Genomic DNA, 26,682 nt, shown 5'->3' with positions numbered 1-26,682 from the left:
TGCGAAGCTTAGCGTTTTCCCACCTAAGAAAAAAGTCTGGCCTGACAAGCGCGATCGTTTTTTGCTCTTGAGGTAGTGGGTGGGACTCATTTGCGTTTCAGGCTACCATTGCCGCCACGTTACAGGAGCCCTGAATGGACACCATTACCGCCCTCACCACCCGCGTCTCCAGCCCCAGACTGCAGGAACCCGGCCCCAGCGACGACCAGCTCGATTTGCTGCTGCGCGCCGCAATCCGGGCGCCGGACCATGGCTTGCTGCGTCCGTGGCGCTTTATTGTCCTGAGGGGCGACCAGCGGGAACGACTGGGCGACATCATGGAAGCTCAACTGCTTGAAGAGCAGCCAGAGGCGGACCAGCGCAGCCGCGATATCGCCCGCAACAAGGCCCTGCGCGCGCCCACCATTATCGTGGCCGTGGCTGACATCACCGAGAACCACAAGATCCCGGCCTGGGAACAAATGCTGGCGGTGGGGGCTGCGGTACAAAACATGATGCTGGCTGCCTATGAGCTGGGCATCGGTGCCATGTGGCGCACCGGCGCCATGGCCAATTCGGATCTGGCCAAGAAAATGCTCGGTTTCAAACCCAAGGATCAGGTCATCGCCTACCTTTATCTTGGCGCCGCCGCCAGCAGCCTGAAAAACCTGCCGGACGAATCGCCTGCAGATTTTATCCGCGAGCTGCCATGATTACCCTGCAAGCCCTCGAAGAGCAGGTCCGCGATGCCATTCCCCTGACCCGCCACCTGCATTTCCGGTTTGACGAATTTGACGGTGACATGCTGACGGTAGTGGCGCCTCTCGGTCCCAATCACAATGACAAGGGGACCTTTTTCGCCGGCAGCCAGGCAGCGCTGCTGACGCTGGCCGGCTGGGGACTCACCACCCTGCTGACCCACCAGATCGGGCAACCCGCGGATGTGGTCGCCGTGGAAACCCAGCTCAAGTACACCCTCCCTCTGGACAGCGACCTGCGTATCACTGTCACCACAGAACAACGGGAACGCTTTGAGGAACGACTCAACCAGCGCGGCAGGGCATCGCTGAGAATCAGCGCAACAGGATGCGGCGATGACGGCAAAACCGTATGCGAATTTACCGCCGCCTACCTGGCAAGATGCTGATTTTGCTTAAACCCTGAGCAACTGCATCACCAGCACTTGCCAGCACCCCCACCCTCCGGTACTCTACGCGCCCTCAATAGTGAGCAAGGCATTCGGCCCACAGGCCCTGCTCCATCACTGCAAGACAGTGAAAACAGTTTAAAGGTGAGGTGTCCGAGTGGCCGAAGGAGCACGCCTGGAAAGTGTGTATACGGAAACGTATCGAGGGTTCGAATCCCTCCCTCACCGCCAATACGAAAAAGCCCCGCAAATGCGGGGCTTTTTTGTGGCCGCTTCTCGGCTGCATCACGCGCACGCTTGCAACCAAAATTCGTCAACTGTGCCTACCGATTCTTCCAGATTCTCGCCACTGCCTGATCACTGCCCAGCCACGCCACGATCAGACACACCAGACCGGCCCCACCAAAGAACACCGCAGGGACAAGCCCGCCCAGCAGCCCGGAACTCAAGGTCATGGCCACTGAGGACAAGGCAAGAATCAGAAACAGGATCGCAACCGCAACCAGGATCTTGCGATGAGAAGGACGATACACATAACCCTCCTCACCCTCTTCAAACAGATTAAGGATGGGTGCACAGAGTTTTTTCATCAGGTCCTTCAAGGGTCTCTCCTGTAATCACCAAAAACAGCAATCCCTGCCAGACAGCAGAAAGGCGCTGAACGCGCCTTTCATTACTTTAGCAATTTTCACGCCGAAAACAGCAACATCACTTCAGCCTGCGGCAGCATCCTCTTCTGCCTTGAGCTTGCGGTACTCGATAGGTGTCATCCCCACCCAGCGCTTGAAAGCGCGGTAGAAGGTAGACGGTTCCGAGAAACCGGTGAGATAGACAATCTCATCAATGGATTCATCAGTACCGGCCAGCAACCTCTTGGCCAGGCGGCAGCGATAATCGGCCACCAACTGGTTGAAGTTGGTGCCAGCGTCAGCCAGGCGGGTGCGAAGCTGCCGTGCCTTGATACCCAAACGCTCTGCCACCTCTTCCAGGTTGGCATGTCCGGATTCCAGCAGCTCACCGATGAGACGGTTCACCTGGGCCACCAGATCCTGCTTTTCCAGCCGTGCCACCTGCTCACTGGCCAGCTGTTCGTGCAGCTGCAAAAGCTCCGGCTCATGGTGCGCTGAGGACAGCCCCATCACGCTGGCGTCGAAGTACATGCCTACGCTGGGCATGTCGAACTTCACACTGCAATCAAACAGGCGCTGATACTCGTTAAGGTCGGCATGGGGAGAATGGCCAAAGTGAATCTCCAGGGGCTCAAAAGCGCCATCCGTGACGAAACGGAAGAATTTGATGATCCCCATCATCATGCATTCATTGAGGTGACTCAGCCTGGGGCTCCAGATCATCTGCTTGAGAAATACTCTGTCGCCTTCCTCGAACAGCTCACCCTGGGCGGCATCAGACAACAGCCTCTGGTAGTCCAGCGCGCGCTTGAGGCCTTCACCAAAGGTGGGACTGGAAAGGAACAGGTACTCCAGCACCTGCCCCTTGTAGACGGGAACGTGTTCACCCAGATGCAAACCGATGTGCTCATCGCCAGACACTTTTTCAAGTGCCTGCCAAAACCACTCCTGGGCATCATGGGGGGTGCGCAGATCCGGCACCTGAAGAATGGATTTGTCGAGTCCGACTTCTGCCAAAACGGCATCGGCATCAATACCGGCGTTAACCATGGCCTTGTAAGCCATGCGCAACAGCACACCGGAATCTGTCATTTCTGCCATGCGTTCGCCTGTCCCCTCAGGTAAACCGGCTGTTAGCCTGACAAATCGCAAGGCACCGGTTTCCAAATAAAAAAGCTACTCTCAGATCGACTGAGAGTAGCATAAGGATGGCAGGGCCGGAACCAGCTAACCGGCCTCTACCGGGTGCTCATTACAGCTGACTAGCGGGTCATGCCGCCTGACGAGTCGCTGACTTGGGTTCACCGATCAGGGATACCACCTTGCCACGCAGCCCCTTGCCCGCAGGCTTGCTTTTGCCCGGCAGGGAAAGCTTCACGATCCGCTTCCACACACTCAGGGACTGGCGCATGAAGGAACCGGTGTTATAGGGCAAACCATACTTCTCGCAAATCGCCTTCACCTCCGGAGAAATGGCGGCATAGCGGTGAGCCGGAATGTCCGGGAACAGATGGTGCTCGATCTGGAAGCTCAGATTACCGCTCATGATGTGCATCAGGCGGCCGCCTTCAAAGTTGGCTGAGCCCAGCATCTGGCGCACATACCAGTGACCACGGGTCTCGTTTTCCAGCACGGATTCCGGGAACTGCTCCACCTCTTCCGGGAAGTGACCGTTAAAGATCACCTGGGACGCCCACAGGTTGCGTGCCAGGTTGGCGGTCACGTTGCCGGCAAACACGAACGGGGCAAACGGACCGGCCAGCGCCGGGAACAACAGGTAGTCCTTCACCAACTGCTTGCGCATCTTTTTCCAGGTCGGCTTGAATTCTTCCTTCAGCTCTTCCTTGGTCTTGGTCTTGTAGATCAGGTAATCCTCAAGCTTGAGGCTCTGAATCGCTACAAAGTGCTGGAAGAAGGTAGACAGAATCACCGCCAGGATGGGATTCAGTACAAAGCGCGGCTCCCACTCCTGGTCTTCTGACATACGCAGGATCCCGTAACCAATGTCGTGATCCTTGTCGAGCACGTTGGTAAAGGTGTGGTGCTCAAAATTGTGGGTGTGCTTCCACGCCGTATTGGTGCAGGTGTTGTCCCAGTCAAACTGTTGGGAACTGATCTTCCTGTCGCCCATCCAGTCGTACTGACCATGCATGACGTTGTGACCAATCTCCATGTTATCCAGGATCTTGGCAGCGGAAAGACACGCCACACCGGCAAGCCATGCCGGCGGCAGGAAACCGGCCATCAACAGGCCACGTCCGGCAACTTCCAGCTGACGCTGGCGCTTGATCAGATTGCGGATGTATTTCTCGTCCTTCTCGCCCAGGTCAGCCACTTCACGGTTACGGATGGCATCCAGTTCCTGGCCAATGGCGTCAAACTGTTCCGGGGTCAGAGTGCTGTAAATGCTCATGGTGCAGACTCCTTTCCTTTATTAGATGTCGAGGGTCACCGTGCCCACCGGCACGCTGACGCAAAGTTGAATGTCTTCTTCATCGCCGCTGGTGATTTCGCCAGTACGCAAATCTCGTACCTTGCCGGCGGTCTTCTTGCAGGTGCAGCTGTAGCAGATACCCATTCGGCAACCGGATTCCGGGTTAAGCCCGGCGGCTTCCGCCTGCTCCAGCAGGGTTTTGCCATCGTTGGTCACCAGGGTTTCGCTACGTGCGAAGCGAACTTCGCCCTCTGCGGATTCGTCTTCGTCTACCGCGGCGGAAGCCAGGGTGAACTGCTCCTTGTGCAAACGGTCAGTGATGCCCTGCTCTTCCCAGACTTTTTCCACCACCGCCATCATCGGCGGCGGACCACACAAAAAAGTGGTCGCCTGTGCAAAATCAGGAACAGATTTGAACAGGTGTTCACTGGAAAACAGGCCTGTCAATTCACCACCTTCCGACTTTTCAGGGAAGGCGCGCAGCAGGGTAACGTTCTCGTGACGACTGGCGATGTCTGCCACTTCCTGTGCGTAGATCATGTCGTCAGCGCGATTGGCGTAATGCAGGAAAGTGATCTCGCCTTTAAAGCCCTCGTCACAAAGAGTGCGCAACATGGACATCACCGGAGTAATGCCACTACCACCACTGATCAGCAGAACGCGCTCGGGACGCTGGGCCGGCAGCGCGAATTCACCACCCGCCGGGGACAGGGTCACCACATCCCCAACGCGCACGGCATCACGCAGATAACGGGAAACAAAGCCGTCAGCGTGGGTCTTTGCCGTGAGTTCGATGCAGCCATCCTTGCGATGCAGGGAGTTGGCAGGAGAGTAACAGCGAGTATGACGCTTGCCGTTAATGCTCACGGTCAGCTGCACAAACTGGCCAGGGACAAAGCCCTCCCAGTTACTGTTAGGCTTCAGGGTAAGCGTGACGCTATCAGCAGTAAGATGCTGCACGGCATCAACACGGGCACGTACTTCCGTGGCGGACCACAGGGGGTTAAAGACTTCCAGGTAACGATCTACACCGTGGGGGTAGCTCAGTACCTCAGCAACACGGGACTGCAGCAAGCGGCTCAGGCCCTGCTGAAAACGACCAGATGTCTGTGTTGTTGCGCTCATGGGATAATCCCTTAAAGTGAACAGTTGTGCTCATTCTTGTTTCTGGCCGCCTTTTTGTCAACACCTGTTCACTAAAAAAATAAAGCCTTTTCTTTTCATGTGGTTACAACTGCATTTTCGGAATCAGTTGCATCACAGGCCCACAAAAGAGAGAATTTACAACGTAATTTTTGGAGATTTGAGTCGATGACCCGAGAAACCCCCAGCAAAACCCGCAAGCCCAAACGGGGGCAAACCCGTGAGGCGTTGATGGCGGCGGCGCTGGATCTGGTGGTCAAGAAGGCCCCTTTCTCCAGTCTCAGCCTGCGCGAGGTCACCAAGCGGGCAGGCGTGGTCCCCACTGCTTTCTATCGTCACTTCTCCGACATGAGCGCTCTGGGTCTGACCCTGCTGGACGAGTCCTTCCGCACCCTGCGTCAGATGATGCGCCAGGTTCGCCAGGAGCAGAGGCCCGACGAGAACATGCTGCGCGGCTCTGTAGAAACCTACTTCAACTACGTGGGAGAAAACCGCGCCCATTTTCTCTTCGTGGCCAAGGAATTGTTTGGTGGCACCCCGACCATGCGCAACGCCATCCGCCGTGAAATCCGCATGTTCACCAATGAGCTGGCCATGGACATGGCTCGCTTCCCCTTCCTTAATCACTTCAGCTCTGAAGACCTGCAGATGATGGCGGCCCTGGTGGTAAACAATGTCACCGCGCTGACACAGGAAATGCTCGAGCTTGAGGAAAACGACGAGTTCGGCCAACAACAGGTGCTGATCGCTGCAGAAAAACAGCTGCGACTCATCTTTCTTGGCGTGACTCAGTGGAAATCTTCCTCCCCTGCCACCAGCTGACACACCCGTACAGCAAAGGTGATTAAGGTGCCATTGAGCCTGGCTGCTCGGCCAATAGCACCCCCATTCCCCTGCTCTATACTGCTTCGCAGATAAGGCCTGATTCCGGCCGGGGAACCTTTGAATACCGCCATTCATCCCCTGCAGGGCTTCCAGGTTGAGCATGCACGGAGTTTTCAGAAACTTCCCAGCTGTCGCCCTACTTAAGAAACGTGAAAGGAACATGTAATGAGCGAGGTCACCTTCCGCGAACTGCGTAATCCGCCGCCCATGGTCGTCAACTTTGCCAAGGCCGTACTGCGCGCCACCGTCAAACCGGGCAAGAACCCCACCCTCCCTGATGTGGGCCTGCGCCTGAATGATGTGGCACTGGACGAAAAGCATCTGGCGGCCTACCGCAAGGTGTGCGGCTTCGCGGCTGACGGAAAACTGCCCGTGACCTACCCCCACATGCATGCCTTTCCGCTGCACATGGCCCTGATGATGACCGAAGGCTTCCCCTTCCCGGCCATGGGTCTCGTGCATGTGCGCAACAGCATCACCCAGTACCGCCCGATCAGCGAAAAGGAACAGCTGAACGTTAAGTGCTACCTGGGCAACCTGAACAAGGTAGACAAGGGCTACGAGTTCTCTATCTTCACCAGCATCAGCACTGGTGGTGAGCGGGTTTGGGAAAGCGAGTCTGTTAACTTCTTCCGCACCGGCGGTGGCGGTAGCGGCAAGAAAAAGGAAGCGCCCAAGCCAGAACCGGCGGTGAACACGGTGGAGTGGAAAGTGCCCGGTGATACCGGTCGCCGTTACGGTGCTGTATCCGGTGACCGCAATCCGATTCACCTCTACCCGCTGTCTGCCAAGCTGTTTGGCTTCAAGCGTCAAATCGCCCACGGCATGTGGTCCAAGGCCCGTTGCCTGGCTGAGCTGCAGAACCAGCTGCCAGAAACCGCCTACACCGTGGACGTGCAGTTCAAGCTGCCCATGTTTATCCCGGCCACTGTGAAGTTCGAGAATACCGAAGCGAAAGGTGGCAGCGACTTCCGCCTGCTGGCCAAGGACGGCATCAAGCCGCACCTGGCGGGGCAGATTCGCGCGGTGGAAAGCTAACAGCCCACTGACCTCAAGCACACCCCCAAAAGGCCCACCCGGGATACCGGGTGGGCCTTTTTATGTTTTTCGCAGTGGTATCGCGAGGAACGGAAATCTGCTGCAGGCACGCCCCCCCTTCGCTCCGGGCCGCACTCTGAGCGTTAATCCGCGGGGCCAGCTACCCTCAGCGGCTTCATGGAAAATGGAGAAGCCTGAAAACGTTGGAAAATTCCAATTCAGGCACTAGCCTGCACCTGAAATTGGTGAAATAACGTGCAATTAACAACCCGCAAGCGTATACTCCGCGCTCTTCGCCGGCAGTGAGCCCGGCACCCTCCCCCCAAATCATAGGTACACCATGTCAGATTCCCGTGCCGGGTTCGCCAGTCTTGGCCTGCCCGAGGTTTTGCTCTCCGCTATTGCCCGTCAGGGCTTCGAAGAGCCCTCGCCGATTCAGGCGAAAGCCATCCCGCTGTTGCTCGATGGTCATGATCTCCTGGGTCAGGCCCAAACTGGTACCGGCAAAACCGCTGCCTTCGCCCTGCCCTTACTTGCCCGGCTGGATCCCAGCCTGCGTGAACCGCAGATGTTGATCCTGGCCCCAACCCGCGAACTGGCTATTCAGGTAGCCAAGGCTTGCGAAGAATTTGCTGCCGACATCAAGGGCCTGCAGGTCCTGCCAATCTATGGGGGCGGTGAGTACCGCACCCAGCTGAAGGGACTCCGTGGCGGAGCCCAGATTATTGTCGGCACCCCCGGTCGCGTCATGGATCACATGGAACGCGGCTCTCTGAAACTGGATAACCTGAAGGCCATGGTGCTGGATGAAGCCGACGAAATGCTGCGCATGGGCTTCATTGATGACGTGAAGTGGGTTCTTGAGCGTACGCCTGACGACTGTCAGCTGGCTCTTTTCTCCGCCACCATGCCGCCAGTTATCAAAAAGGTTGCGGACAAGCACCTGAAAAACCCCAAACAGGTTCAGATCGACAGTGGTAGCGCTACCACTTCAACCACCATTCGCCAGCGTTTCTGGCCTGTGGCCGGTCTCAACAAGCTGGATGCCCTGAGCCGCATTCTGGAAGCCGAAGATCACGACGCCGTGATCATTTTCGTGCGTACCAAACAAGCGACTCTGGAACTGGCAGAACAGCTCAACCGTCGCAACCTGCGTGCTGACGCCCTCAACGGTGACATACAGCAGCAGCAGCGCGAGAAAACCGTACAGCGCCTGAAAGACAAGCGCTTTGATCTGCTGGTTGCCACCGATGTGGTTGCCCGTGGTCTGGACGTACCGCGCATCACCCATGTCATCAACTACGACATGCCAGGTGATCCGGAAGCCTACGTTCACCGTATCGGTCGTACCGGCCGTGCTGGCCGTCAGGGTGACGCCATCCTGTTCGTCAGCCGTCGCGAGCAGCACGTGCTGCGTCAGATCGAGCGCACCACCCGCCAGAGCATCGAGAAGATGGCCCTGCCTTCCGTGGATGATCTCAATGCCAAGCGCATTGCCGCCTTCCAGGAACAGCTTGCCGCCCGCCTTCAGGATCACGATATCGAAGAGACTCGTGCACTGGTGAAGCAGATCTCGGAAAGCATGGACCTGTCCGGTGAAGACATGGCCATCGCCCTGGCCGCGGCCATGTTCCAGCGCGAACCGCTGATCCTCAAGGAACCCAAGTTCGTCAAGCAGGCTCGCGAGCCTCGGGAACCCCGTGAACGTCGCGAGCGCAGAGCCAATGGCCGTGATGACCGTGGTGGCGCCCGTGGCAAGCGCAACGAGAAGCCCATGCGCTGCTACCGCATCCAGGTAGGCCATGATCACGGCGTCAAGCCGGGCAACATTGTTGGCGCCATTGCCAACGAAGCCAAACTGCCCAGCCGCCTGATCGGTCCGATCAAGATCCATCAGGACCACAGCACCGTGGAACTGCCGGACGATCTGTCCCCGAAACAGCTGCACACCATCCGCACCGCGCGGGTGTGTCAGCGGTCTCTCGGACTGGAAGTGGTTTAAACACAGCAGCAAGCTTCAAGCTACAAGCTGCAACACGAGGCCAGGCTGGCAACAAACTGACCGGCTAATGCCTCGCGCTGCAAACGCCAAGAAAACCGCGCCATTTGGCGCGGTTTTTTTATTCCTTGTAGCTTGCGGCTTGTAGCTTGTAGCTGCTGCTCAGGATCCGGAAATCCGGAACCCTACTTTCAGACACACCTGATAGTGCCCCACCTTGCCATCGACGATGTGACCTCGGGTTTCAGTGACTTCGAACCATTCGGTGAGTTCCAGGCTTTCACTGGCTGTGGTCAGGGCATTCTCGATGGCATCCTCAATGCTCTTCTTTGATGAGCCTACCAACTCCACCTTCTTGTATACATGATGGTCTGACATGACAGCTCTCCTTTCTGTCGCGAAGTGTCTCCCCATCTTGCGCTCTGAATCCGCCAGGCAACAACCACCCAGACCCATGACACTGATCAAAAAACAGGCAAAAAAGCATTGAAAGCCCACGCCCAATGCCTCAGAAATGAAAAGGACAACAGTGCTTTTCTGGACACCCAATCAGGAGGCAACGCGATGGATATGCACAAAATGACGCCCTGGAACTGGCTTAGTGACGAAGGCAACCGCACAAGACCCTTGCCCCAACGACAACCCCGCCACCCCCTGTTGCGCTGGGAGCGTGAATTCGACAACTGGTTCGAACAGATGCTTGGCGACATGGCCTGGACCACCCCTGCGCCCCAGGCCCAGAACAACACGCCCTTTCGCCCCAATCTGGATATTCTCGAGCGCGACGACCACTACCTGATCACAGCAGAACTGGCGGGCGTGGATAAACGGGATCTGGAAATCACGCTGGATGACGACCGCCTGCAGATCAGCGGCCACAAGCAGAAGCTGGAAGAGTCTGACCGGGACGGCTATCACTACAGCGAGCGGCGTTATGGGCAATTCCAGCGCATGCTGGCCCTGCCTGCCGATGCGGATGGAGAGCAGATGAATGCCGTCTTTCATAACGGCGTGCTGTCACTGACCATTCCCCGTCACCAGCAGCACGGTCACGGCAAAAAGAAGATTGAAATTCATTGATCTGTTGCTGCACAGAACACACTTCACACAGCAACACCGGGCAGGTATGTGCTTAAGCAATACCGGAGCCGCGCCCAACCACTGGCGCGACTCCAGGTATTAACCCTGTTGGCAAAAGGCCAGCCCGGCAGGGATGTTCGCCCCTACTTCTCCCTGATCAGCAACTCTTCCAGCGGCGCGCGGTCGGGTTTGAACCGGTTAATGGTCTCATCCGCCTCATAGCCCAACGACAACCCGCACAATAGTTTGTAGTTTTCCGGGATAGCAAAATGCTTTTCCAGAGGGGAGCGCCACAGCGCCAGTGCGCCCTGGGCACAGGTGCCAAGGCCAGCATCCGTGGCCGCCAGCATCAGGCTCTGCAGGAAAATGCCGGCATCCAGCGGGCTGTACACATCCAGCCCCTCATGAACAAAGACGAACAATGCCACTGGCGCGTTAAAGAAACGAAAGTTCTCCCGCATCTGCTCATGGCGCCCTTTCTTGTCACCGCGTTCAATCCCCAACAGTTCATACAGTTGCTGTCCGGTGGCATTACGACGCGGCTGCAGCTCCTTCGGGTAATTGATCACCGGGCGAAAATCACCATCCGGCATGCCGTCATTGGTGAGCTTGGCCTTGATCTGCTTGAACTTTGAGCTCCGAGCCAGAGCCACCAGCTCATCAAACAGGGGCGGTAGCGTCTCACGCAGATCCTCCAGCACCTCGCCCTTGGCAACCGCAATCTGGTAAGGCTGAGTATTGGACCAGCTGGGCGCAGTGGTAGCAGTGGTGAGCAGTTCAGTGAGCACTTCATCACTCACCGGCTTGTCTGAAAAGGCTCGTACACTGTGGCGCTGAGCCATCGCGTCCTTGAATTCCATGGGCGACTCCGCAGGGGTTAGTGGCATGACTATGCCAAATCCCTACAATAGCCGGCCATGACCAAGACCACCGATCTTCTGCAACGCAGTGCCAATTTTTCCCGCTGCAAACAGTACCGCTATGCCCTCTGGCGGCGCTGGGACGAGGGCGAGAACTTCATGCTCCTGATAGGTCTGAACCCGTCAACGGCGGACCACCGCCAGGATGACCCCACCATCCGCCGCTGCATGGGCTTTGCCCGCGACTGGGGCTATTCCGGTCTCTGCGTGGCCAACCTGTTTGCCTACCGGGCCACCTATCCCAAAGATCTGTTTGCTGCGGCAGACCCGATCGGCCCGAAAAACGATGCCTGGCTGCGCAAGCTGGCTCGCCAGGCCGATCTGGTGGTCGCCGCCTGGGGTAATCTGGGTCATCACATGAACCGGGCCCATCAGGTCGCTGCCGGGCTGGGAGCGCTGCATGCCATCCGGGTGAATGCCTCCGGAGACCCTGCACATCCGCTTTACTTGCCCGGGCACCTCAGGCCCCAGCCCTGGTCAGGCTATGGCTGACAAATCATCGCCTTGCCCCAACCTTCACTCACCAGGCGGATAATAAGACAGGCCCGTACCGAGGAACTGACGTGTCCAAACCCCGCGCTGACAACATTCGCCGAACTCGCACCCTGACGCTGGTGAGTCTTGCACCCATGTTCCTCATGGCCGCTCTGGCCTGGGCAGAATCCTGGCGCAATATTGCATTGCTGGGGCTGGTCAGTTACGCAGCCATTTCCCTCACATTTGCCGGCGCGATTCACTGGGGACGTGTACTCGGCCGCTTCAACCAGTCCAACCAGTTTCCCACCCAGCTTTTCGGCGTGTTCGCAGCCTTTATCGGCTGGGCAGGCCTGATGCTGCCCCGTGAACTGGCCCTGCCCATGCTTTCCGCCGGGTTGATGTTCCTCTGGGGTACCGAACAGATGCTGTTCAATGAGGAACTGCCGCGCTGGTACGTGCAATTGCGTACCCAGCTCACGGCCGGAGCCGTGCTGGCCATGTTGATCGGATGGGCGGCCGCCATGATGCCCATGTTCTAACTCGCAGCCTCCGGCATCACAGACGAACTGTTTTACGCACTTTTTCGTTACTTCCAGACGCCACGGTAGCCAGTCACCAACCCCGCCGGTAGACTCAAAAAAATCCCGAGATCAAGAGGACACGGCGGATGTCACTGGCACGTAAACTAGGTGGACTGGCTGCAGGAGTATTTGGACTTTGCACCGTCGCATTGGCAGCCACACCGGATTATCAAAAAGATATCCGCCCGATCTTCGATCAGAAATGCCTGGCTTGCCACGGCTGCTATGACGCTCCCTGCCAGCTCAAGATGGAAAACCTGGATGGGCTGGACCGGGGTGCCAGCAAGCTACCTGTCTATAATGGTGGCCGCGAAGACAATGCCAACCCTACCCGTCTTGGTGTTGATGCCCAGAATACATCCCAGTGGCGCGACAAGGGCTTTTATTCCGTGGTGGAAAGCGCCTATGGCATGCAAGGCTCGTTGCTCTACCGAATGCTCAAGCTTGGGCACAGCCATCAATTTCCGTCCAACGAAAAACTGCCTAAAGATATCCAGCTGGGTATCAATCGTGAAAACACCTGCCCCAATCCGGAAGAGTTCGATGATTATGCCGATGATCATCCCCTGGAAGGCATGCCACTGGCTGTTACCGGACTGACCGACCAAGAATTCGACACCCTCAGCCGCTGGATGCAGGACGGCGCCCCCAGGGAGCCGGAACCCCTCTCACTGTCAGCCGCAGAAAGGGAACAGATTCAAGCCTGGGAAGCAATGCTAAACGCCAGCGGCAAACGGGAAGCACTGGTGGCTCGCTGGCTATTCGAACACCTCTATCTGGCTCACCTCTATTTTGGCGAGGAAGACGGCTCTGCCCCGGATCATTTTTTCAAACTGGTGCGCTCCTCAACACCTCCCGGTGAACCCATGGCTCCGGTTCCCACGGTGCGCCCCAACGACGCACCACCGGAAAATTTCTGGTACAGATTAGCGCCGGTCACTGGCACCCTGGTTCACAAGACCCACATCACCTTCGCGCTCAACCCGGAAAAACTGGCGCGCACCCGCGACCTGTTTTTCAGTGATAGCTGGCAGGTAGAAAGCCTTCCCGGATACGAATATGCAGACCAGGCCAATCCCTTCCTGACTTTTGCAGCCATTCCGGCGAAAGCCCGTTATCAGTTCATGCTGGATAATGCAGAGTACTTCGTACGCACCTTCATTCGTGGCCCGGTGTGTCGTGGCCAGATCGCCACTGATGTCATTCGCGATCAGTTCTGGGCAGTATTTCAGGATCCGCAACAGGATCTTTACATCACCAATGCCGACTATCGCCAACAGGTCAGTCCTTTGCTCGGCCTCCCCGGCCAGAACGTGGATCTGCTGAAAATGGGGGCGGAATGGATCAAGTACAGTGAAAATCGCAATAGCTACCTGAAAGCCCGGCAGGCGGCCTACCGGGAATACGAGCCGAAAGGTCCCGGCTGGGAAAGCCTGTGGGATGGCGACGGACACAACCGCAACGCCCTGCTCACCATCTTCCGCAACCATGACAATGCATCCGTTCGTAAAGGTCTGCTTGGTGATTACCCGCTGACCACCTGGGTGATGGACTACCCACTCTTTGAGCGCACCTATTACAACCTGGTGGTCAACTTTAATGTGTTCGGCTCCGTTACCCATCAGGCCCAGACCCGGCTCTACTTTGACCTGATCCGCAACGGTGCCGAGCAGAACACTCTGCGCTATTTCCCCGCCGAACTTCGGACACCGGTGCTCAATCACTGGTATCAGGATGGCGGCAAACTGAAACTCAAACTGAGTTATGCCCGCATCGACACCAGCCACCCCACCGGTATTCCCTACCAGACCAGTACCCCGGTGAATGAATTCAATGCCAACCTGGTGCAACGCTTTGCCAGCATCAATGCACGCCCTGATCCACTTAACCGTTGCGACGGAGAACAGTGCCACCGCAAGCAGGTCTCTGCCTGGCAACAGCAGGCAGACATTGTCCTCAGCCAACTGGCATCCCGACGTGCCGGTAATCTCAAGGCTATCGACTACCTGCCGGAAGTGAGCATGATTCGAGTGGAAAATGAAAACGGCGAGCAAGAAATCTATACCCTGTTCCGCAATCGTGCCCACAGCAACGTGGCGTTCATGTTCAACGAAGACATGCGCTTTCAGCCTGAGTTGGACACCCTGACCCTCTACCCCGGCGTTCTCAGTAGCTATCCCAATTTCATGTTCAATATCGAACAGGGCGCCCTGGCGGATTTTGTTCGACAGATGAATGCAGTGGAGGATGAAGAATCCTTTACCCGGGTCGTAGACCAATATGGCGTGCGTCGTACCCATCCACAGTTCTGGCACTACTTCCACGCCATGACCCGCTACATGGAAGCCAACGAACCCACCCAGGCCGGTGTGCTGGACATGAATCGTTATAAGAATCTGTAGACGCTGAAAGCAAAACCAAAACCGGGGTGACCACAGTCTTCTTCTGTTGGGCGGTAATGGGCGAATGCCCATCGCCCCATGTCGCAACACACCTCCGCTTTAGCTCTTTCAGCTTCCTCGCCCAGACCCGGATCGCTTGCAGTCAGGTTATTCGCTGCGCTCCCCCCTTCGGGGCCGCACTGCGTGCGTTACTCCGCTCCGCTACGTTCCTGCAGTAGCTCCGCAGATACTCTGAAGCCCGGGAACTTTTCGGGTTTGTCTATCCGACCGAGCGTAGCTCGTCGCTTCAGTGGCGCCCCACTGTCCCACTTCTATATAATCAACCTGTCGCGTATCGCCGGGCCCGTGACATTGATCATTCGCCTTCCTGTCCGGTAAGCCTCCCTATTGAACGGAGCTGACAATGCGTTTCAAGATTCTTGCCACCCTGCTGGCGGCAGTGCTGCTGTCTGCCTGTAGCAAAGAGCCCAACCAGAGCACTTTCACCTTTACCGCTATCCCGGACCAGGATGAGTCACAACTGGAAAAACGCTTCGGCGGAGTGGCCCAGTATCTGGAAGAGCAACTGGGCGTACCGGTGAAGTATGTACCCGTAAAATCCTACGCCGCCGCGGTTACCGCATTCCGTAACGACGAAGTCCAGATGGCCTGGTTTGGCGGTCTGTCCGGTGTGCAAGCCCGCCGTCTGGTTCCCGGTTCCCAGGCCATTGCCCAAGGCCAGGAAGACACCGCGTTCAAAAGTTACTTCATTGCCAATACCAGCACCGGCCTTGAAGCGACTGACACACTCACCGAAGCCTTTACCCAACAGCCATCATTCACCTTCGGCTCCAAGGGCAGCACCTCCGGGCGCCTGATGCCGGAATTCTATCTGCGAGACACCTTTGGCAAAACGCCGGAAGCCCTGTTCGACAAAGTGGGTTTTTCCGGTGATCACAGTCGTACCATCGCCCTGGTTCAGAGCGGCGCTTACGCCACTGGCGCAGTAAACTTCAAGGTCTGGGAGCGGGAGCTGGAAGAAGGCAAGATCGACACCAGCAAGGTTCAGGTTATCTGGGAAACCCCGGCGTACCCGGATTATCACTGGACAATTCGTGGCGACCTGGACGAAAATTTTGGCGCAGGTTTCAGCCAGCGTGTCACGGATGCACTTCTGGCCATTCAGGATCCAGTGCTCCTGAGCGCGTTCCCGCGGGAGAAATTCATTCCCGCCAGCAACGCGGATTATGCACCCATTGAAGAAACTGCTCAGGAAATCGGACTGCTGGACGCGCCCTGATCGTGTTCCGGCTCCAGCAAGCACGGCTTGGCCACCCCGGCCAAGCCGTGTTCGACAACCTCAGCCTTGAGATCGCAGCGGGCGAACAGGTCGCCTTGCTGGGCCCTTCCGGGGCCGGTAAATCCACACTGCTTGCCGCCCTGCGCCAGCAACAGGCCGACAACGTCGCCTGGTGCCCGCAGAATGCGGACCTGGTCCCCATGCTCAGCGTGTTTCACAACATCTACATGGGTGCACTGGACCGCCATAACAGTCTCAGCAATCTGCGTAACCTGATCCTTCCTTCCCGCCAGCACAAACAGGCCATTGCCGAACTCACTGAGCAGCTTGGACTGCAAGACAAATTGTTCACTAGCGTGGATCGACTGTCAGGAGGCCAGGCACAACGTGTTGCCCTGGGTCGGGCAATCTACAGCCAGCGTACGATTCTTCTGGCCGATGAACCCGTATCCAGCGTCGACGAGCATCATGGCCTGGCCTTACTGCAACAGATACTGGCGCGTCATGACACCGCCGTGGTGGCGCTCCATGATCGCAGTCTCGCCCTGCAATGCTGCACGCGAATCATCGGTCTGCGTGATGGGGAGATCGTCCTGGATGCTGCCAGCGACAGTCTGACCCTGTCGGATCTGGACACGCTCTACCAATGAGCCCGGCGCTTAACACCACCGCCAGCGGCTGGCGTCGTGCCAGCGGCGCCCTGGCACTGGTCGGCCTGCTTGCGTTCGCATTTGCCGATCTGAGCATCGCTCGCGCCTCTCCCGGTCAGGAACTGATGCGTATGGCACAGGGCTTCCTGGCTCCGGATTTTTTCTCCACGGAATTTCTCTGGCGGGCCATTGCCAATACCCTGGCGTTTGCCTGGCAAGGCACAGCACTGGGCGCCCTTGCCGGTTTTCTCATGGCCATGTGCTGGCAGTGGCGTGCCGTCCGTGCCGTGGCTGCCAGCGTGCGCGCGGTCCATGAACTGTTCTGGGGGCTGCTGCTGTTGCAGCTCACTGGTCTCAGCACCGTTACCGCCGTGCTGGCCATCGCCATTCCCTACAGCGGTATTTTTGCCAAGGTATTTGGCGAATTTCTGGAAGAGGCGGACCCGGCCCCTGCCGCTGCACTTCCCAGTCGCAGCAGCGCCATCAGCATCTTTTTTTATGCCCGACTGCCTCTGGTGTGGAACGCCTTCAAGGCCTACGGCGGCTACCGGCTTGAATGCGCCATTCGTGCCTCTGCCATTCTTGGTTTCATCGGCTTGCCCACCCTCGGTTTCCATCTGGAAACCGCCTTTCGCGAGGGCCATTACGATCAGGGCGCCGCCCTGCTTTATCTGTTTTTCCTGCTTATCTTCACCCTGCGCTGGTGGTTGCGCCCCGCCCTGATTCCAGCCTATGTACTTGCCGCAGTGGCCTGGGCGCCCCCCGCATTGCATCTCAAACCCGAGATTCTGATTCGCTTTGTTACCGAGGACCTGGTGCCCGCCCCCCTGCGTCAGGGTGGTGGGCTACACGAACTCCTGCAATGGCTGAACGTTCTCTGGCACCAGCAACTTTGGCCGGGCCTGTGGCAGACCCTGGTGCTGGGCATGGGGGCGCTGCTGGTGACCGCACTGCTATCGCTGTTGCTGTTCCCGCTGATCTCACCGCTATTCGGTAATCGTCTTTCCCGTCTCGGTGGCCATGGCCTGTTGGTGATACTGCGCACAACACCGGAATTCTTCCTCGCCTTCTTCTTTCTTATTCTGCTCGGCCCGTCCATGCTCCCTGGCATACTCGCACTGGCTTTGCATACTGGCGCCATCGTCGCGCACCTGACCGGCCGTTTCAGCGAAAGCCTGCGCTTGCGAGACGATGCACCCACCGGCCTCAACCGCTACGCCTGGGAAGTGCTACCGCGCATCAGCCCCAACCTGCTGGCATTTCTGCTCTACCGCTGGGAAGTAATCATGCGGGAAACCGCCGTTCTTGGAATCCTTGGCATTCACACCCTTGGCTTCTACATTGATTCCAGCGTGGCGGAGTTTCGGTTTGACCGCACCCTGATACTGATTCTTGCCACCGTAATGCTGAATCTGCTGGTGGATGCCCTGTCACGGGGAATCCGCAAACGATTACGACTCAAACCGGGACACGGAGTGATGTGAGTAGAGTGCCGGACGCCAGAACAAACCAGGCTAACGGTTGGAGGAGAACGCGGTCCCCCTTTATCCTCATTGTCTGCAACCCATTTGTTGATTATTGGCTCCAGGCGTCTGGCTTCCAGCGACAAAACAAGGACCCTCATGAAGCTTTATCAGGTTGATGCTTTCACCTCTTCGCTGTTCAGCGGCAATCCTGCGGCGGTAGTGCCGCTTGAGGCCTGGCCAGATGATGCCCTTTTGCAGAACATTGCCCAGGAAAACAACCTGTCTGAAACCGCCTTTATCGTGCCGGACGAACAGGGATATGCCTTGCGCTGGTTCACCCCCACCGTTGAAGTTGACCTGTGTGGCCATGCCACCCTGGCGGCGGCCTGGGTCGTGTTCAATGCCCTGGGTTTTCCCGGCGAACGGGTAAGCTTCAGCTCCGCCTCCGGGCCGCTTTTTGTGAGTCGGGATGGCAACCGCCTGACGCTGGATTTTCCTGCCCGCCCCGGCAAGCCGGTGGTCGATGTACAGCCGTTTGAGAAGGCACTGGGGGTCAGCATCCAGACCGCGCTCCAGGCCCGCGACACTCTGGTGGTACTGGACAGCGCCGAACAGGTGCGTCAGTTTCAACCGGACATGGCCGCCATCGCACAGCTGGACACTTTTGCCGTGATGATCACCGCTCGCGGTGATGATTGTGACTTTGTCAGTCGCTTCTTTGCTCCAGCCAAAGGGGTACCAGAAGACCCGGTTACCGGTTCAGCCCACTGCTCCCTGGTGCCTTACTGGGCTGATCAACTGGAAAAGACACAGCTGCACGCTCGCCAGGTTTCGCCCCGGGGCGGAGAGCTGTTCTGCAATCTCAATGGCGACCGGGTGAGTATCAGCGGTGAAGCACGCTGCTATCTGAAAGGCGAGATACTGCTGTGATGACCTCTCCTGCCAATCTGGATCTGGTGCTGGCAGGCGGTGGCCACAGCCACTGTCTGGCCCTGCGCATGCTGGCCATGGATCCGATACCCGGGTTGCGCATTACCCTGGTGTCCCCGGATCCCCTCAGTGCCTATTCCGGCATGTTGCCGGGACTGATCGCCGGGCATTACCGCCTGGAAGACACCCACGTGGATCTCTATCGGCTTTGTCTGGCCACCGGCACTCGCTTCATTCAGGCCGCCGTTACCCGTATCGACACCGCGCAACGGCGGCTTTTCCTGAGCGATGGCAGCCAACTGGATTACGACTGGCTCAGTCTCGATGTGGGCGCCACGCCGGACCTGTCTCCGCTGGGGCAGGCTGTACCTGAGCAGGTAGTGCCCGTGAAACCGGTGAGCGACTTTTATTCACGCTGGCGGCGCTGGTTGGCCGAAAGCGATGAAACATCTCTGGCGGTCGTGGGCGCCGGCGCAGGCGGCACCGAAATGGTGCTGGCCATCGCCGAGTACCTCCGCCAGCAACAGAAGTCGACATCCCTGTCCCTGATTTCTGGCAGTGACCTGTTACCCGGTTTTCCCCACAGGGTTCGGAAAAAAATGCAGGCCCGCCTCGATGCCTATGGCATCCGCCTGCAGCCAAACACCGTGGTGGAAAATCAGCATGGTACCCTTGTGGCCAACGGCAAGCCTGTTGAGGCAGATCAGGTGCTGTGGTGCACTGGTGTACGCGGCATCGGATTGTTTGAAAACAGTGATCTGGCCTGCGATGAACGAGGCTTCGTCAAGATTCACGACACCCTGCAAAGCCACAGTGATAGCCGCGTATTTGCCGCCGGCGACTGCGCCGCCTTTCCCCGTCCCCTGCCCAAGGCAGGGGTCTATGCGGTGCGACAGGCCAAGACCCTGGCCGCCAACCTGCGTGCGGCGATTCAGGGCCACCCCTTGCAACCATACCGACCGCAAACCAGGTTTCTTTCCCTTCTATCTGCCGGAGGCAAGGATGCAGTGGCCAGCCGGGGCGGCGCATTGAGCCTGTCCGGTGGCTGGGTCTGGCGCTGGAAAGATCGCATCGATCGCGCCTTCATGGACAAGTTTCAGGATCAATTGCCCACCATGGCCCCGCCGCAACCGGACCCGCATGCCCTGCACTGTGCAGGCTGTGGCGCCAAGGTCGGCAGCGATGCTCTGAGTGAAGCGCTTTCTACGCTGCAACCCCATCTCAATCCAGGCATCGACGCCGGCGTGGATACCGCCGACGATGCCGCCGTGATCGATTGGCCTGCGGATCAGCGATTGGTGCAGAGTCTGGATTTCTTTCCTGCTTTTATCGATGATCCTTATCTGTTCGGTCGCATTGCAGCGTTACACAGCCTCAGTGATCTTTATGCCATGAATGCCCGCCCCCACTCGGCGCTGGCCAACATTACCCTGAACTGGCACCACCCACGTTTGCAGGGCCGCGATCTGCAACGGCTGATGGCAGGGGCCGTGGAGGAACTGAACCAGGCGGGTTGCACCCTGGTGGGCGGACATACCACTGAAGGGCCGCAGATGGCGGCGGGCTTCACCGTTAACGGGGCAGCCTTGCCAGCCAACATCTGGCAAAAATCCGGCGCCCGTCCCGGCGATGCCATCGTGCTGACCAAGCCACTCGGCAGCGGCGTACAATTGGCCGCCATGATGCACGGCGGCAAGCTTCATGGAGACTGGCTGGCAACCACGTTCGACACACTGTTAAAAAGTAATGGGGACGCCCGAGATGCCCTCCAGCATCAACCGGTAAACGCCTGTACTGACATCACCGGCTTCGGCCTGCTTGGGCATTTGCTGGAAATCTGCCAGCAAAGTGATGTGAGCATGGCTCTGGAAACAGACAAGATCCCCCTGTTACCCGGCACCCTGTCCCTGATCGAGAACGGAGTGGCAAGCTCCCTCAGCGAGGCCAACCGACAAAGCCTGATGCAATGCCGCTGGAGCAACGCCGTCTCAGACATGTTGCTCACCGCCCTTTGCGATCCACAAACCAGCGGCGGCCTGCTTTTCTGCCTGGCGCAGGAAACCCTCACCACTTCACTGCAAAAAATGGCGGATAACGGTGTAATGGGGACGGTGATCGGTAAAGTCCTTGTAAAAGATGGCGAGAATCCCGAAGCCATTTATCTTCAGTAGCATCAAACTGATAGTGTGATACAACATTTCCACAACAGGAGATTTTCATGACCAAGCGTCTGACAGGCCTTGTTACTGCGTTCGTGCTGCTGTTCATGCAGCTTCTGGTTGTTCCCGCTGCCCAGGCAGCCATGGTGGGTAACGACGCAGTGATTCAGCAACAGGATCGTGCTGAACTCAAAGCCAAAGTGATGCAGGTGATGGACCACAAGGCCGCCGCACAAACCCTGGAAAAATACGGTGTAGAGAAAGAACAGGTGAGTCAGCGTCTGGACCGCCTTACAGATCAGGAGCTGCAACAGCTGGCCCAGAAAGCTGACGAGCTGCCTGCCGGTGAGGGCGTTCTCGGTGCCGTATTGCTGATTATCCTGATTCTGATCCTGCTGGATCTGCTGGGTGCTACCAATATCTTCCCGGCCATCCACCCGGTTAACTGATCGGGTGGTGCCCATGTCCGCCCTCTCTGGCATGTGGCAACAGGTTCGCCCTGTTGCCACCGCCAGCCTCCTGCTTTTGCTGGCCGCCTGCCAGACACTTCCGCCCCCCCAACGCGCTGAACTGCATCCTGAACAGCAGATTCTGGTTCCCTTTGTGCCTCAAGAGAAATACCAGTGCGGCCCTGCAGCCCTGGCCATGATGCTGCAATGGGCGGGCAAAACGGATAGCGCGCAGGCCCTGGTGGATGAAGTCTGGCTGCCGGAGCGGGAAGGTAGTCTGGGTATAGAGTTGAAAGCCGCCGCACGCAGCCGCGGCCTGCTTGCGTATCCGGTGGAGGATGAAGACAGCCTGTTTCAGGAACTCCAGGCCGGGCGACCTGTGCTGGTATTACAGAACCTGGCACTGCAAAGCTGGCCCAAATGGCACTTTGCCGTTGTCACCGGTTATGACAAGGCCGGCAAGACCATCATTCTTCACAGCGGCACCAACAAAAGTGAGACCACCCACTGGAACCGCTTTATTCGCACCTGGGCCCGGGCCGATCGTTGGGGCTTTACCCTGGTGCAACCCGGCGAGCTGCCGGCCAGCGCCACCGCCCATGGCCTGTTCCGCGCGATCTCTGCTGCACCCAACGGGGAAGATTTCTGGCCAGTGGCCGTGGAACACTTTCCACAAAGTGGTGAGCTGTGGTTTGGCTATGGCAACAGCCTGTGGGCGGAACAGCAACGGGAGGCGGCGTTGAAAGCCTTCCAGCAAGCGGTGTCGCTCAAACCGGAATTCGTGGCCGCCTGGAACAACCTGGCCTATGCCCAGCATGCTCTCGGCCATGACAACGACGCCAGAGCAAGCCTTTGCCAGGCCATGACGCTGGCACCGGATGATCCCGGTCTGCAAGATAGCGCCAGGGATTTGGGTTACTCCTGCCCGTCGCCCACTGCCCCGGACTGAATCTCGGCAGCCACATCAGGATGGGTCTGCAGGATTTCGTCACGCTGACTACGCAGCCCCTCCAGCTTTTGCCGCCCCTCCTCAAGCTGCTCCGGCGGCAAACCACTGGCCTCCGCACGGGCAATCTGAGCTTCCAGCTCAGTAATTTTCTGGTTCGCTGCCGTCACAAAAGAGGCATAGACCTTCTGGTTCTGGCGTTGCTCGTACTGTTGATACAGACCCGGGTCCGCCAGTTCTGCCGCGCTGGGCATTTCACGCAGATCCTCACTGCGGGCCAACGGTGGCGTGCGCGGATCACCATTCTTCATGCTTTCCCGCAAAGCCGCTACCGTCTCTGCGGGCGGCACGGGCACCAACCCTGGTGCATTATTCAGCGCTACCCGGTTATCCCCCGGCGCCGCCACATGCCGCTCACCAATGATCTCGACCATTGCCGGTTCCCCGTCAGGGGTGAGCACCTCATGCTCGGCATCCGGCGTTTCCTGCACCGTGGAGGCAAGCTCAGGGGCCGGCTCGGCCACGGGCCCACCCTGCCACCAGGTAGCGCCTGCCGCGACCGCCAGCAACCCCAGGCCCGCCACTGACAGCAACAGCGGGCGCATCACAGCACCTCCGGATTCACACGCAGGGAGGCCGCTGCGGTGGCGTCCGCCAGCCGCGCCTTGAATGCCTTCTGTAGCTCTACCTTGGCAATCGCCATGGAGGCACGATAGCGAACCGATTCGCTGTCCTTAGGCTGAAAACCGGTAACCCGCTCATCCACCCACAGAATTTCCCAGTAAGGGGTCTGCGTGGTGGTTGGGCTACGGAAAGCGGCAGACACACGCCCTTCCGGTTGAACAAAGGCCATGGCACGAATCCAGTCGTCGTTACGGCTGTCACGGTCTACCCATCCCAGATCACCGCCACTGGCGGCATCATCCGCCATGGAATAGCGACGCACCGCCTCCTCAAACCCAAGCCCTTGCCTGATTTCTGCAACGACGCGGTCCGCCTGTTGCTGGCTGCCGATACGCAGATGACGGGCGCGAACTTTTTCTACCCGCACAAATTCATCACGGTGCACCTGGTAGTACGCCGCCACCTGCTCAGGCGTGACCGTCTCGGCACGGGCACGCAGTGCCGGGTTGTCATCATGAATATCGTGCATCAGACCATACTCATGCAGCATGACCTCACGCTCCTGGGCATCATCGATACACCGATCCATGGCGGCAATGGCGGTAGCCGATACGCCGGAGTGATTTTCAAACCAGTGGAACACGAATTCCATGTTCAGCTGTTGCTTGATGGCCTCACGAATAAAGCCGATGTTGAGATTGTGCATCTGCACCTTCAACTGAATATTCTGGCGCCGGTAAAGATCCCACAATGACAGCGTCTGCTCCGCCTCCCCATCGGCAAACCGATAGCGGGCAATCACATGCTCTGCGGCCTGGGCCTGCTGGGATTCGGTCATGGTGGTGTAGAGGCTTTGCTCAAGCGCCAGCATGGGCAACAGCGTGTCGGAGGAAAGATCCAGAGGCGCGGTCAGATACGCGAGACTGTCGGCATTGCCGGTCTCACGGACAGCTGCCTGAATCTCTTTGGCATAGGCCGTGCGCAACAGACGAAAGCGTTGCTGTTCATGGCGACTTTGGGCGTCATAGCCAACGCTTCCCATCCGCGTTTCATCGTGGCCATGACCGTGAGCATGCTCATCCTGTGCCATATCTGCCAACAGACGGTTCTCGATCAACCCCTTGAGCACGGACTCCCGGCTGGCCTGGGGGTTGGCGCGCCGGCTTGCAGCGACAAAAATTTCCAGGGTCTCGGCGGGAATCACCTCGCCGTTTACCCGCGCGGCGACGGAGTCCGGCAACGGCCCCCATTGTCGCCAGCCAATGACGGTCAGTACCGATAACACCGACACCGCCAATACAATTCGAAAGAGTCGTTTCATTCTGGTCCACCCTCTTTGTTTTGATTATTGAGGTAGACGTGGCGGCTCCGGGGGAGCCGCCGCGAGGGGTTTACGGATTCACCTTCAGGGCCGCATGGTTAAGCACGTGCACGACCATGGCGATGGCGTGGGGAATCACCACCTGTGCCACCTGCAGTCGATCGGAATGATCGGTGCTGGACAACACGATACCACCATTACCGTAAGCCAGAGCGCCCCCCTCGGTCAGCAGCGGACGAATATCATTGCTGGACGGGGACAGCGGCGTGAAGTCCTGCAAAGCCACCGACACCATGGTCGGGTTGTTCAGGTTTTCACTGTCATAGTAATCCGCTACCCAGGTTTCCCAACCGCTGTGGTTCAGTGCCGAGGTGGTCCATACGTGGTGCGGCTGCAACAGGTCCGTGGTGTGCATCACGAAACCCAGGGTCTGGGCGGTGGGGTTGGCCAGGAACTGGCTGTACCAGTACTGGCCCAGGTTATCGATGGGCTGGAACGGCATCTCTTCGAAATCATCGTACATGGACTTGCTGGAATAGCTGCCCTGACGATAGTTGGCTTCGGTCACACCGTAGGTGTTGTACTCGGAGTCATCGGACCACCACCAGCCCGTCATGCCACCGTTGCCGTCGTCCATGTAATCGCCGTACAGCCAGGTGGCGGCGATGTTATCGATGTCGCCCCATACGGTGAGCAGGTCGTAGTTGTAGCCGCCGAAATCGTTACCGTGAACATCCGAACCGCGCGTGTGGTTCTGGAAATGCCAGTAGGAGGTGTAGTTCACCAGGGAGGACCCGGCGTTAAATACCGGCGCGTACACGCAGTCGCCAGTGGTGGCACCACACAGGTAGGTATCCTGGAAGTCATCCACATCGTAGGCGCCCTGCCCGATCACCTCGGCAAACTGGTCCATGGTGTAGCCAGCGGCGTTCACCCAGGACTTGAGGCGGTTGTATTCGGTGGTGGTCGGATTCGCCTTCATGTAGTTCACCGCATCAATGGCAATACGCTTGTGGGTGATCTGCTGAAAGGCCTGGGCCGGTGAGGCCAGAACGGCGGCGCTCAGAACGCCGACAATCGCGAGCTTCTTCATGGGGGGTCCCCTCCCTATTTTTGTTGTGTAACTTTTTGTTATTACTGTTCAAACAATAACCAAACCGGGCAGCCAACCCTAGGACGCCCACGGACAATTCATGGACATTTTCTGCCACGGCCCACGGAGCGGTTACAATGCCCGCCACCCTGCTACCCAACAGATATGACAACCCATGGACATCGCGTTTGTACTGGTAGAGCCCGCAAGGGGAGAGAACATCGGCGCCGCCGCCCGTGCCATCAAGACCATGGGTTTTTCTGACCTGCGGCTGGTCCGCCCCGGGGACATGACCGCAGCCCGCTGGGTGGCCCACCAGAGCCAGGATATCCTTGCCAGGGCCCGTCACTTTGAATCGCTGGATGACGCCCTGGCCGACGTGGACCTGAGCATTGCCTGCACTGCCCGCCACCGGCTGCAGAAAGACCGCTACGTGGACGCCGATCAATGCGCTGCCCTGGTGGCCGAAAAGGCGGCTAGCGTGAACCGGGTTGCGATCGTGTTTGGACGCGAATCCAGTGGCCTCACTGGAGACGAAGTGGCCCGCTGCGATCTGGCCAGCAGCATCCCCCTGGCACATCCCCAACCTTCCCTGAACCTGGCCCAGGCAGTCATGGTTTATGCCTGGGAGCTACGTAAACAGACACAGGGTAATACCATCGAAGAAGCCCCCACCCCGGATACCTACCGGCATACCCATAACGCCCTGCAACAGCTGCTCCTGGAGCGAGGCATAGAACAGCGAGAAAACCTGCATCAGTGGCTACTGGAACTGCTCCCGCTGGCCGATGACCGGGAGCTCGGGCTGATCCGGCAATTGATGCGACGACTGAGCTCCCCGTAGCTGCCAGCTTGCTGGCGATTCGAGTCCAGGACAGGTTCGCCCCCAAAACCGGACAACCCGCCCTGTCTGACCTTTCGCAACGCGAAACCTGTCACTCGCTTCTGCCACTCTGCCCTTGCTTTCGTTCGGATCTCTTGCAGACATCCCCTAAACAGCACAAACAGCGCCAAAAGAAGAGGCGCGTTTTACATGATCCGTGAGGCGTGC

26 protein-coding genes and 1 tRNA gene are annotated in these 26,682 nt (G+C 58.2%); 18 read left to right on the top strand and 9 right to left on the bottom strand.

All coding sequences use genetic code 11. The annotated features are described in order from the left end of the window. The first annotated feature begins 134 nt into the window (after window positions 1-134). From GQF00_RS14435 to GQF00_RS14425, 3 genes are all read left to right on the top strand, one after another. Window positions 135-692, top strand: a complete 558-nt coding sequence (locus GQF00_RS14435; protein WP_161319836.1) for a nitroreductase — start codon at window positions 135-137, stop codon at window positions 690-692. Next, window positions 689-1,126 carry a YiiD C-terminal domain-containing protein gene (locus tag GQF00_RS14430; RefSeq protein ID WP_161319835.1) on the top strand — a complete coding sequence of 146 codons (438 nt, stop codon included), beginning with the start codon at window positions 689-691 and terminating at the stop codon, window positions 1,124-1,126. Before GQF00_RS14435 ends, GQF00_RS14430 begins: the two co-directional genes overlap by 4 nt. A gap of 143 nt (window positions 1,127-1,269) precedes the next feature. After that, a tRNA-Ser gene (locus tag GQF00_RS14425) sits at window positions 1,270-1,357 on the top strand. 92 nt (window positions 1,358-1,449) lie between these two features. Here GQF00_RS14425 and GQF00_RS14420 read toward each other — a convergent pair. The 4 genes from GQF00_RS14420 to GQF00_RS14405 form a co-directional block, all read right to left on the bottom strand. Then, a complete protein-coding gene (locus tag GQF00_RS14420; protein WP_161319834.1) occupies window positions 1,450-1,728 on the bottom strand; it encodes a hypothetical protein in 279 nt (92 codons plus the stop codon). Window positions 1,729-1,839: 111 nt separating this feature from the next. Further along, window positions 1,840-2,856 (bottom strand): AraC family transcriptional regulator, encoded by a 1,017-nt coding sequence (locus tag GQF00_RS14415; protein WP_161319833.1) that lies wholly within the window; start codon window positions 2,854-2,856, stop codon window positions 1,840-1,842. A 169-nt stretch (window positions 2,857-3,025) separates the two neighbouring features. After that, window positions 3,026-4,168 (bottom strand): acyl-CoA desaturase, encoded by a 1,143-nt coding sequence (locus tag GQF00_RS14410; RefSeq protein ID WP_161319832.1) that lies wholly within the window; start codon window positions 4,166-4,168, stop codon window positions 3,026-3,028. Between the two features lie 21 nt (window positions 4,169-4,189). Next, window positions 4,190-5,314, bottom strand: a complete 1,125-nt coding sequence (locus tag GQF00_RS14405; protein WP_161319831.1) for a ferredoxin reductase — start codon at window positions 5,312-5,314, stop codon at window positions 4,190-4,192. A gap of 186 nt (window positions 5,315-5,500) precedes the next feature. Between GQF00_RS14405 and GQF00_RS14400 the strand changes: the two genes are divergently transcribed. The 3 genes from GQF00_RS14400 (at window position 5,501) to GQF00_RS14390 (ending at window position 9,257) form a co-directional block, all read left to right on the top strand. Beyond that, window positions 5,501-6,154, top strand: coding sequence for a TetR family transcriptional regulator (locus tag GQF00_RS14400; protein WP_161319830.1), 654 nt, complete (start codon window positions 5,501-5,503; stop codon window positions 6,152-6,154). A gap of 228 nt (window positions 6,155-6,382) precedes the next feature. Continuing rightward, window positions 6,383-7,255: a MaoC family dehydratase gene (locus GQF00_RS14395; RefSeq protein ID WP_161319829.1), complete on the top strand. Its 873-nt coding sequence runs from the start codon at window positions 6,383-6,385 to the stop codon at window positions 7,253-7,255. A 340-nt stretch (window positions 7,256-7,595) separates the two neighbouring features. After that, a complete protein-coding gene (locus GQF00_RS14390; protein ID WP_161319828.1) occupies window positions 7,596-9,257 on the top strand; it encodes a DEAD/DEAH box helicase in 1,662 nt (553 codons plus the stop codon). 159 nt (window positions 9,258-9,416) lie between these two features. Here GQF00_RS14390 and GQF00_RS14385 read toward each other — a convergent pair whose 3' ends face one another. Further along, on the bottom strand, window positions 9,417-9,632 hold the full coding sequence (locus GQF00_RS14385) for a dodecin (protein ID WP_161319827.1): 216 nt from the start codon (window positions 9,630-9,632) through the stop codon (window positions 9,417-9,419). Window positions 9,633-9,818: 186 nt separating this feature from the next. Between GQF00_RS14385 and GQF00_RS14380 the strand changes: the two genes are divergently transcribed. Further along, window positions 9,819-10,334: an Hsp20/alpha crystallin family protein gene (locus GQF00_RS14380; RefSeq protein WP_161319826.1), complete on the top strand. Its 516-nt coding sequence runs from the start codon at window positions 9,819-9,821 to the stop codon at window positions 10,332-10,334. A 143-nt stretch (window positions 10,335-10,477) separates the two neighbouring features. On the opposite strand, the gene GQF00_RS14375 is transcribed toward GQF00_RS14380, so the two are convergent. After that, window positions 10,478-11,194, bottom strand: a complete 717-nt coding sequence (locus tag GQF00_RS14375; protein WP_161319825.1) for a nitroreductase — start codon at window positions 11,192-11,194, stop codon at window positions 10,478-10,480. 57 nt (window positions 11,195-11,251) lie between these two features. Between GQF00_RS14375 and GQF00_RS14370 the strand changes: the two genes are divergently transcribed. The 10 genes from GQF00_RS14370 (at window position 11,252) to GQF00_RS14325 (ending at window position 22,596) form a co-directional block, all read left to right on the top strand. After that, window positions 11,252-11,746: a DUF1643 domain-containing protein gene (locus GQF00_RS14370; RefSeq protein ID WP_161319824.1), complete on the top strand. Its 495-nt coding sequence runs from the start codon at window positions 11,252-11,254 to the stop codon at window positions 11,744-11,746. 71 nt (window positions 11,747-11,817) lie between these two features. Next, window positions 11,818-12,270 carry a DUF3429 domain-containing protein gene (locus GQF00_RS14365; protein ID WP_370519509.1) on the top strand — a complete coding sequence of 151 codons (453 nt, stop codon included), beginning with the start codon at window positions 11,818-11,820 and terminating at the stop codon, window positions 12,268-12,270. A 128-nt stretch (window positions 12,271-12,398) separates the two neighbouring features. Then, window positions 12,399-14,714: a fatty acid cis/trans isomerase gene (locus GQF00_RS14360; protein ID WP_161319823.1), complete on the top strand. Its 2,316-nt coding sequence runs from the start codon at window positions 12,399-12,401 to the stop codon at window positions 14,712-14,714. A gap of 403 nt (window positions 14,715-15,117) precedes the next feature. Further along, window positions 15,118-15,993, top strand: coding sequence for a putative selenate ABC transporter substrate-binding protein (locus tag GQF00_RS14355; RefSeq protein WP_161319822.1), 876 nt, complete (start codon window positions 15,118-15,120; stop codon window positions 15,991-15,993). Window positions 15,994-15,995: 2 nt separating this feature from the next. Beyond that, on the top strand, window positions 15,996-16,643 hold the full coding sequence (locus GQF00_RS14350) for an ATP-binding cassette domain-containing protein (protein ID WP_161319821.1): 648 nt from the start codon (window positions 15,996-15,998) through the stop codon (window positions 16,641-16,643). Next, on the top strand, window positions 16,640-18,127 hold the full coding sequence (locus GQF00_RS14345) for an ABC transporter permease (protein WP_161319820.1): 1,488 nt from the start codon (window positions 16,640-16,642) through the stop codon (window positions 18,125-18,127). The genes GQF00_RS14350 and GQF00_RS14345 overlap by 4 nt, the downstream gene beginning before the upstream one ends. 138 nt (window positions 18,128-18,265) lie before the next feature. Beyond that, a complete protein-coding gene (locus GQF00_RS14340) occupies window positions 18,266-19,039 on the top strand; it encodes a PhzF family phenazine biosynthesis protein (protein WP_161319819.1) in 774 nt (257 codons plus the stop codon). Beyond that, window positions 19,039-21,210 carry a selenide, water dikinase SelD gene (gene selD / locus GQF00_RS14335; protein WP_161319924.1) on the top strand — a complete coding sequence of 724 codons (2,172 nt, stop codon included), beginning with the start codon at window positions 19,039-19,041 and terminating at the stop codon, window positions 21,208-21,210. Before GQF00_RS14340 ends, selD begins: the two co-directional genes overlap by 1 nt. Window positions 21,211-21,257: 47 nt before the next feature. Continuing rightward, the gene (locus GQF00_RS14330; RefSeq protein ID WP_202560506.1) at window positions 21,258-21,647 is read left to right on the top strand and encodes a PA2779 family protein; all 390 of its coding nucleotides are present in this window, start codon (window positions 21,258-21,260) and stop codon (window positions 21,645-21,647) included. 13 nt (window positions 21,648-21,660) lie between these two features. After that, complete coding sequence (locus GQF00_RS14325; protein WP_161319818.1) at window positions 21,661-22,596, top strand: PA2778 family cysteine peptidase; 936 nt, start codon at window positions 21,661-21,663, stop codon at window positions 22,594-22,596. Here the strand turns inward: GQF00_RS14325 and GQF00_RS14320 are convergent. From GQF00_RS14320 to GQF00_RS14310, 3 genes are all read right to left on the bottom strand, one after another. Continuing rightward, entirely contained in the window at window positions 22,563-23,198 is a 636-nt protein-coding gene (locus tag GQF00_RS14320; RefSeq protein ID WP_161319817.1) for a YdcH family protein, read from the bottom strand. The two genes, GQF00_RS14325 and GQF00_RS14320, sit on opposite strands and share 34 nt — an antisense overlap. Then, a complete protein-coding gene (locus tag GQF00_RS14315) occupies window positions 23,198-24,538 on the bottom strand; it encodes a peptidylprolyl isomerase (protein WP_161319816.1) in 1,341 nt (446 codons plus the stop codon). The genes GQF00_RS14320 and GQF00_RS14315 overlap by 1 nt, the downstream gene beginning before the upstream one ends. Before the next feature lie 70 nt (window positions 24,539-24,608). Beyond that, entirely contained in the window at window positions 24,609-25,631 is a 1,023-nt protein-coding gene (locus GQF00_RS14310; RefSeq protein WP_161319815.1) for a phospholipase, read from the bottom strand. Between the two features lie 175 nt (window positions 25,632-25,806). On the opposite strand from GQF00_RS14310, the gene GQF00_RS14305 reads away from it, so the two are divergent. Next, entirely contained in the window at window positions 25,807-26,475 is a 669-nt protein-coding gene (locus GQF00_RS14305; protein ID WP_161319814.1) for a tRNA/rRNA methyltransferase, read from the top strand. Window positions 26,476-26,682 lie beyond the last annotated feature (207 nt).

It is taken from the genome of Alcanivorax sp. DP30, from assembly GCF_009882945.1.
Classification (GTDB): Bacteria; Pseudomonadota; Gammaproteobacteria; order Pseudomonadales; family Alcanivoracaceae; genus Alcanivorax.
This window is presented reverse-complemented; position numbering and strand designations above follow the sequence as displayed.

Excerpts from the sequence above, each read along its gene's own strand:
- GQF00_RS14340 (WP_161319819.1), top strand. The coding sequence starts at position 18,266 with ATGAAGCTTTATCAGGTTGATGCTTTCACCTCTTCGCTGTTCAGCGGC.
- GQF00_RS14320 (WP_161319817.1), bottom strand. The coding sequence starts at position 23,198 with ATGCGCCCGCTGTTGCTGTCAGTGGCGGGCCTGGGGTTGCTGGCGGTC.
- GQF00_RS14400 (WP_161319830.1), top strand. The coding sequence starts at position 5,501 with ATGACCCGAGAAACCCCCAGCAAAACCCGCAAGCCCAAACGGGGGCAA.
- GQF00_RS14405 (WP_161319831.1), bottom strand. The coding sequence starts at position 5,314 with ATGAGCGCAACAACACAGACATCTGGTCGTTTTCAGCAGGGCCTGAGC.
- GQF00_RS14385 (WP_161319827.1), bottom strand. The coding sequence starts at position 9,632 with ATGTCAGACCATCATGTATACAAGAAGGTGGAGTTGGTAGGCTCATCA.
- GQF00_RS14430 (WP_161319835.1), top strand. The coding sequence starts at position 689 with ATGATTACCCTGCAAGCCCTCGAAGAGCAGGTCCGCGATGCCATTCCC.
- GQF00_RS14355 (WP_161319822.1), top strand. The coding sequence starts at position 15,118 with ATGCGTTTCAAGATTCTTGCCACCCTGCTGGCGGCAGTGCTGCTGTCT.
- GQF00_RS14360 (WP_161319823.1), top strand. The coding sequence starts at position 12,399 with ATGTCACTGGCACGTAAACTAGGTGGACTGGCTGCAGGAGTATTTGGA.
- GQF00_RS14415 (WP_161319833.1), bottom strand. The coding sequence starts at position 2,856 with ATGGCAGAAATGACAGATTCCGGTGTGCTGTTGCGCATGGCTTACAAG.
- GQF00_RS14375 (WP_161319825.1), bottom strand. The coding sequence starts at position 11,194 with ATGGAATTCAAGGACGCGATGGCTCAGCGCCACAGTGTACGAGCCTTT.
- selD (WP_161319924.1), top strand. The coding sequence starts at position 19,039 with ATGACCTCTCCTGCCAATCTGGATCTGGTGCTGGCAGGCGGTGGCCAC.
- GQF00_RS14370 (WP_161319824.1), top strand. The coding sequence starts at position 11,252 with ATGACCAAGACCACCGATCTTCTGCAACGCAGTGCCAATTTTTCCCGC.
- GQF00_RS14310 (WP_161319815.1), bottom strand. The coding sequence starts at position 25,631 with ATGAAGAAGCTCGCGATTGTCGGCGTTCTGAGCGCCGCCGTTCTGGCC.
- GQF00_RS14325 (WP_161319818.1), top strand. The coding sequence starts at position 21,661 with ATGTCCGCCCTCTCTGGCATGTGGCAACAGGTTCGCCCTGTTGCCACC.
- GQF00_RS14435 (WP_161319836.1), top strand. The coding sequence starts at position 135 with ATGGACACCATTACCGCCCTCACCACCCGCGTCTCCAGCCCCAGACTG.
- GQF00_RS14345 (WP_161319820.1), top strand. The coding sequence starts at position 16,640 with ATGAGCCCGGCGCTTAACACCACCGCCAGCGGCTGGCGTCGTGCCAGC.
- GQF00_RS14395 (WP_161319829.1), top strand. The coding sequence starts at position 6,383 with ATGAGCGAGGTCACCTTCCGCGAACTGCGTAATCCGCCGCCCATGGTC.
- GQF00_RS14380 (WP_161319826.1), top strand. The coding sequence starts at position 9,819 with ATGGATATGCACAAAATGACGCCCTGGAACTGGCTTAGTGACGAAGGC.
- GQF00_RS14330 (WP_202560506.1), top strand. The coding sequence starts at position 21,258 with ATGACCAAGCGTCTGACAGGCCTTGTTACTGCGTTCGTGCTGCTGTTC.
- GQF00_RS14315 (WP_161319816.1), bottom strand. The coding sequence starts at position 24,538 with ATGAAACGACTCTTTCGAATTGTATTGGCGGTGTCGGTGTTATCGGTA.
- GQF00_RS14410 (WP_161319832.1), bottom strand. The coding sequence starts at position 4,168 with ATGAGCATTTACAGCACTCTGACCCCGGAACAGTTTGACGCCATTGGC.
- GQF00_RS14390 (WP_161319828.1), top strand. The coding sequence starts at position 7,596 with ATGTCAGATTCCCGTGCCGGGTTCGCCAGTCTTGGCCTGCCCGAGGTT.
- GQF00_RS14305 (WP_161319814.1), top strand. The coding sequence starts at position 25,807 with ATGGACATCGCGTTTGTACTGGTAGAGCCCGCAAGGGGAGAGAACATC.